Origin of the sequence: Xanthomonas sp. SHU 308, from assembly GCF_000364645.1 — a bacterium.
GTDB classification, from domain to species: domain Bacteria; phylum Pseudomonadota; class Gammaproteobacteria; order Xanthomonadales; family Xanthomonadaceae; genus Xanthomonas_A; species Xanthomonas_A sontii.
The window spans coordinates 1-5,679 of sequence record NZ_AQOK01000694.1; the positions used below are offsets into that span (position 1 = coordinate 1).

4 protein-coding genes, 1 pseudogene and 1 riboswitch are annotated in these 5,679 nt (G+C 69.1%); of the genes and pseudogenes, 1 reads left to right on the forward strand and 4 read right to left on the reverse strand.

Going from position 1 to position 5,679, the window contains the following annotated elements; genetic code table 11:
* The 4 genes from D588_RS0118850 to dusA form a co-directional block, all read right to left on the reverse strand.
* Positions 1-1,098, reverse strand: a 1,098-nt coding sequence (locus D588_RS0118850) for a hypothetical protein (protein ID WP_026143880.1), incomplete at its 3' end; no start/stop codon positions are given.
* An 82-nt stretch (positions 1,099-1,180) separates the two neighbouring features.
* Positions 1,181-1,864: a response regulator transcription factor gene (locus D588_RS0118855; RefSeq protein WP_017917079.1), complete on the reverse strand. Its 684-nt coding sequence runs from the start codon at positions 1,862-1,864 to the stop codon at positions 1,181-1,183.
* Between the two features lie 73 nt (positions 1,865-1,937).
* Entirely contained in the window at positions 1,938-2,321 is a 384-nt protein-coding gene (locus tag D588_RS25450; RefSeq protein WP_039726258.1) for a hypothetical protein, read from the reverse strand.
* A gap of 415 nt (positions 2,322-2,736) precedes the next feature.
* A complete protein-coding gene (gene dusA / locus D588_RS0118865; protein WP_017917080.1) occupies positions 2,737-3,756 on the reverse strand; it encodes a tRNA dihydrouridine(20/20a) synthase DusA in 1,020 nt (339 codons plus the stop codon).
* 144 nt (positions 3,757-3,900) lie between these two features.
* Positions 3,901-4,154, forward strand: a riboswitch (cobalamin riboswitch).
* A gap of 210 nt (positions 4,155-4,364) precedes the next feature.
* Between dusA and D588_RS0118870 the strand changes: the two are divergent.
* A pseudogene (locus D588_RS0118870) lies at positions 4,365-5,679 on the forward strand (5-methyltetrahydropteroyltriglutamate--homocysteine S-methyltransferase); the annotation flags it as partial.

Consider the following 5,679-nt stretch of genomic DNA (forward strand, 5'->3'; position numbering starts at 1 on the left):
CCGCCGGCGCGCCCACTTGAAGGCGTTCTCGAGCAGATTGCCGAGCAGTTCCTGCAGGTCGCCGGGCTCGCCGTGGAAGCGCGCGCTCGGCTCGATGTCGAACTCGCACAGCACGCCCTTGGCGGCGTAGACCTTCTCCAGGCCACGTACGATCTCCTCGGCATTGGGTTCGATCGGCAATGGCGCGGCGAACAGCTTGTGGCCGCTGGAGGCGGCGCGCGCCAGCTGGTAGGACACCAGGTTGTTCATGCGCCGTAGCTGCACGTCCAACTCTTCGCGCAGCTCCGGCCCCTGCGCGCCGCTATCGAGCTGGGTGCGCAATACCGCCAGCGGCGTCTTCAGGCTGTGCGCCAGGTCGGCCAGGGTGTTGCGCTGACGGTCCAGGTTCTCGCGCTCGCTCTCGATGAAGGCGTTGATGCTGTCGGTCAGCGGTTCCAGTTCGCGCGGATGGCGATCGCCCATGCGCACCGCTTCGCCGCGCTGCACCTTGGTCAGTTCGTTGATCACCCGGCGCAGCGGGCGCAGGCTCCATTGCAGGATGAAGGCCTGCAGCACAAGCAGGATCAGGCCGGCGCCGCCGAGGTTGAACCACACCCGGCCGCGGAACACGCGCAGTTGCGCGCCCAGCGCGCGGGTGTCCTCCATGATGTAGATGGTGACCGGGGTTTCCTTGTCGCGGCGCACGTAGGCCAGGCCGATGCCGTAGCGGTAGACCTCGCCTTCGCTGCCGTCGATCTGGGTCATCGACCAGGGCCCGTCGAAGGTTTCCTGGCGCGGTTCGAGCATGCCCCCGCGCGGTGGCAGCGGGCCTTCGCTGGACATCGAGATCCAACGCTCGTTGGGCATCACGATCTGCGCGTACAGGCCGCTGCCGGGCCGGTCGAAATGCGGGTCCGGCGGCGGCTTGTCGTTGTTGATGTACAGCGAACCGTCGCGGGCGACGTCGATGTTGTTGGCGTACGCGGTGGCGTAGCTCTTCAGGCGCTCGCGCAGGTTGCTCAGCGCGGTATCGGCGAACGCCTGGTCCAGCGCGTAACCTGCCGCGGCAAGGAACGCCAGCAGGCTGAGGCTGGCGGCGAGCAGCTGGCGCGCCTGCAGCGAACGCGGGCGCCAGCGCTTGTACCACCTGGGTCGTGCCGCCACGCGGTCGCTTCCTCGGTGTGCTCGCCGGCGCCTGCGATCAGCCTTCGGTACGCGGAATCGCGAACCGGTAGCCGCGGCCGCGCACGGTCTCGATCGGCTTCAACTCGCCGTCCGGGTCCAGCTTCTTGCGCAAGCGGCCGATGAAGACTTCCAGCACATTGGAGTCGCGGTCGAAATCCTGCTGATAGATGTGCTCGGTCAGGTCGGCCTTGGAGACCAGTTCGCCGGCATGCATCATCAGGTACTCGAGCACCTTGTACTCGTAGCTGGTCAGGTCGACGTTGCTGCCGCTGACGCTGACGGTCTGTGCCGCCAGGTCCAGCGCAACCGGACCGCATTCCAGCGTGGGCTTGCTCCAGCCGGCGGCGCGGCGCAGCAGTGCATTGACGCGCGCCAGCAGCTCTTCGACGTGGAACGGCTTGACCAGGTAGTCGTCGGCGCCCTGCTTGAGGCCTTCGACCTTGTCCTGCCAGCTGGAACGCGCGGTGAGGATCAGCACCGGAAACTTCTTGCCTTCGTCGCGCAGCGCCTTGATCAGCTCCATGCCCGACATCTTCGGCAGGCCCAGATCGATGATGCCCACGTCGAAGGGCACTTCGCGGCCCATGTACAGGCCTTCCTCGCCGTCCTGCGCCGCATCCACCGCAAAGCCTTCGCGCTTCAGGCGAGCGTCCAGGGTCTCTCGCAGCGGAGCTTCGTCTTCGACCAGAAGGATACGCATGAACTCTCCCTAGTAACTTACAGGTGGCCGGTGGCCGGGGCGGTGTGTGGAACCTGAACCGAACTATCCGGACTCACGGGTGATCGTCGCGTGGTGGCTCGGGAGGCTCGCCCGACCGCGGCGCCCGCGGCGGCGCCGCACGGCCAGGTTGCGGATCGTCCATGTAGCGTACCCGCCCACGGCCGTCCATGTACTTGACGCGGTTGATGTCGCGGCCATCGAACGGCACGCGCTCGGCGCCGAGGATCTGCCCGCCGGTGGAGCGCTGCACCCGGCGCACCGCGTCGGACAGCGAACTACCGCCATAGTCCCGATTGCGCCCCGCATCGCGCTCCGGCGGCGCCATCACACCCGGCATGGGCGGCTGCTGCGCACGGCCGTGCCCAGCCGCGACCGACGCCAGCGCGAGCGCGAAGACAGCGGCAAAGCGGTAGTGGCGGGAAGCGGAAGAAGTCACGACGGGCATCCTAACGGACTGATCGGAAACGTTCAAAACTTGTGAAGCGCGACACCTCGCGGGAACGAAGACGACCTCGAGAAATCGAGGCAAATTCTTGATTTTTCGGGGTGAATCCGGTCTGAACTTTTCCGGACGCCCCCGGTAGCATTCAGTCAAATGAACCTGTCGAAAGCCGATGCAAGGGCCGCGCCAGGGGTCTGGAGAGGCCCTTCGGCAGGTGCTTTGGCGGCGTCTCCGCAGGACCAGAGACTAGCCCCAGGAACCTGAACGGAATCCCTGAACAAAGTGCGGAAGACGGCGGCGTGGCAGCCGTCGATCGAGACGCCGCATGGATAGGCGACCGCTTGGCGATGAGAGCGATCAGGTCATCGAGGCGAAAGGTGCCCCGGACCACGCGGCTGCGCCCGTCGGATCACGCCGCAGCGCGCGCCGCCCCGTCGGTGACCGCCAGCGCCCGCTCCAGCAGTGCCCAATCGGCCCCGGGGCGGTGCGCCCCTTCGCTGAGCACCTGACGGAAGGCGCGGCCACCGGGTTGGCCGTGGAACAGGCCGAGCAGGTGGCGGGTGATGTGCTTGAGCGCCAGGCCCTCGGCCAGGCGCGCCTCGACGTAGGGGCGCAGCGCGCGTAGCAACTCGGCGCGCAGGCGCGGCGCGGCGCCGGTCAGGGCCGCGTCCAGCCGGTGCAGGACGTAGGGATCGTGGTAGGCGGCGCGGCCCAGCATCACCCCGTCCACCGCCTGCAACTGCGCCTGCGCCGTCTCCACCGCGGCCAGGCCGCCGTTGAGCACGACCTGCAACTGCGGCCGCTCGCGCTTGAGCCGGTGCGCCCAGTCGTAGCGCAGCGGCGGCACCTCGCGGTTCTCCTTCGGCGACAGGCCCTGCAGCCAGGCATTGCGCGCGTGCACCACGAACAGCCCACAGCCCGCCTCGGCGACCTGGTCGACGAACGCCAGGAACACCGCGTAGTCGTCGTCCTGGTCCACGCCCAGCCGGCATTTCACCGTCACCGGGATATCGACGGCCTCGACCATCGCCGCCACGCACTCAGCGACCAGCGCCGGCTCGCGCATCAGGCAGGCACCGAAGCGCCCGGCCTGCACCCGGTCGGACGGGCAGCCGCAATTGAGGTTGATCTCGTCGTAGCCCCAGTCCTGGCCGATCCGCGCCGCCTGCGCCAGCAGCGCCGGCTCGCTGCCGCCGAGTTGCAGGGCAAGCGGATGCTCGGTCGCATCGAAATCCAGCAACCGCGCGCGATCGCCCAGCACCACCGCGTTGGCGTGCACCATCTCGGTGTATAGCCGCGCGGACGGCGCCAGCAGCCGGTGGAAGACCCGGCAGTGGCGGTCGGTCCAGTCCATCATCGGCGCCACGGACAGCCGCAGCGAGGCGGCATAGCGCGCGCGGAGATCAGCGGTGGGGAGCGGAGGCATCATCGGCACGGCGGACGGGCGCCGCCGGCATAAGCCACAGCGCCAGGTCATTGGCTTAGGGATCAATAGCTTACACGTTCACGACAAACGCTGCCGGGCCGAACCCGCAAAACACACCTGGCCCTTGACCACCCGCCGCATCCGGCCTATCGTGCGCTCGCCGAAGGTATTCATCGCTTCATTCGGATGAAGGGATGGATTTAAACGGGAATCCGGTGACGGCCGGCGCCGCAAGCGCCTGCCCATTCCGGAGCTGCCCCGCAGCGGTGAATGGAAACGACCTCCGTCAATGGCACTGGGCCGGCGCGTGCCGGCCTGGGAAGCGACGGACAGTAGGTGCGCAGCCGGCACGGTGCGCGTGTCCATCAGCCCGAATACCGGCCCCGGCCGGAGGACCGTGCGTCCTCCGATTCGACCTGGCGCCTCCGCGGGGAGGCGGCCGGACCGCGACCCGGCCTTGCGCCGCGCCGCGCCGTCCGCCTGCCCGCGCGGTACCGGTTCGCCCGCGGGGGCGAAGGTCGCTGGCGTGGCGGGCGGTCCGTGCGAACGGGGCGCGCGGCGCGCGGTTCCTTCGTTCCTCAATGCCCTTGAACGCAATGAGGAAACGCAACATGACGATCGTGACCAACCTGGGCTTCCCGCGCATCGGTGCGCGGCGCGAGCTCAAGCAGGCGCTGGAACGCTACTGGCGCCGCGACATCGACGGCGCGCAACTGCAGGACACCGCACGCGACCTGCGCCTGCGCCACTGGCAACTGCAACGCGAGGCCGGGGTGGACGTGCCGCCCAGCAACGACTTCAGCCTGTACGACGCGATGCTCGACACCGCGTTCCTGTTCGATGCGATCCCGCAACGCTACCGCGCGCTGGCCGATGCCGATCCGCTGGCCGGCTACTTCGCGATGGCGCGCGGCACGCAGGAACACGGCCTGGACCTGCACGCGCTGGAAATGACCAAGTGGTTCGACACCAACTACCACTACCTGGTGCCGGAGCTGGCGCGGCGCCAGCACTTCCGCCTGCGCGGCGACAAGCCGGTGGTGGAGTTCCTGGAAGCCAAGGCGCAGGGCATCCAGACCCGGCCGGTGCTGATCGGGCCGGTGACCTTCCTGGCGCTGTCCAAGACCGTGGACGGCAGCGACCGCTGGGCGTTGCTGGACAGCCTGCTGCCGGTGTATGCGGAATTGCTGCAGCGCCTGCATGCGGCCGGCGCTGGCTGGGTGCAGCTCGACGAGCCGGCGCTGGTATTGGACCTGGACGAGGCCGCACGCGCCGCCTATCGCCGCGCCTATGATGTCCTTTCGCAGGCGCCACGGCCGAAGCTGCTGCTGACCAGCTACTTCGGCGAGCTGGGCGACAACCTCGACCTGGCAATGGCGCTGCCGGTGGACGGCGTGCACGTGGACCTGGTGCGCGGCGTGGCGCAACTGGACGCGGTACTGCAGGCGCTGCCGGCCGGGCGCGTGCTCTCGGCCGGTCTGGTCAACGGCCGCAACGTGTGGCGCACGCCGCTGGACAACGCGCTGACCCTGGCCCGCTACGCCGCCGGCCATGTCGGCCGCGAGCGGCTTTGGCTGGCGCCGTCGTGCTCGCTGCTGCATGTGCCGGTGGATCTGCAGCAGGAGACCAAGCTGGATCGCGAACTGGTCGGCTGGCTGGCCTTCGCCAGGCAGAAGCTGCAGGAACTGCGCACCCTGGCCGATGCGCTGGACGACCAGCCGCAGGCGCAGGCAGGTCTGGACGCGGCGCGCGATGCGCTGGCCAGCCGCCGCGCCTCCGCGCGCGTGCATCGCGCCGAGGTGGCGCGGCGGGTGGACGCGCTGACCGACGATGCCGGTCGGCGGCAGTCGCCGTATGCGCAGCGCCGCCAGGCGCAGCAGGCCGCGCTGCGGCTGCCGCTGTATCCGACCACCACGATCGGCTCCC

Bases quoted from the DNA above. Each gene is read 5' to 3' on its own strand.
- D588_RS0118855 (WP_017917079.1), bottom strand. From the start codon at position 1,864: ATGCGTATCCTTCTGGTCGAAGACGAAGCTCCGCTGCGAGAGACCCTG.
- dusA (WP_017917080.1), bottom strand. From the start codon at position 3,756: ATGATGCCTCCGCTCCCCACCGCTGATCTCCGCGCGCGCTATGCCGCC.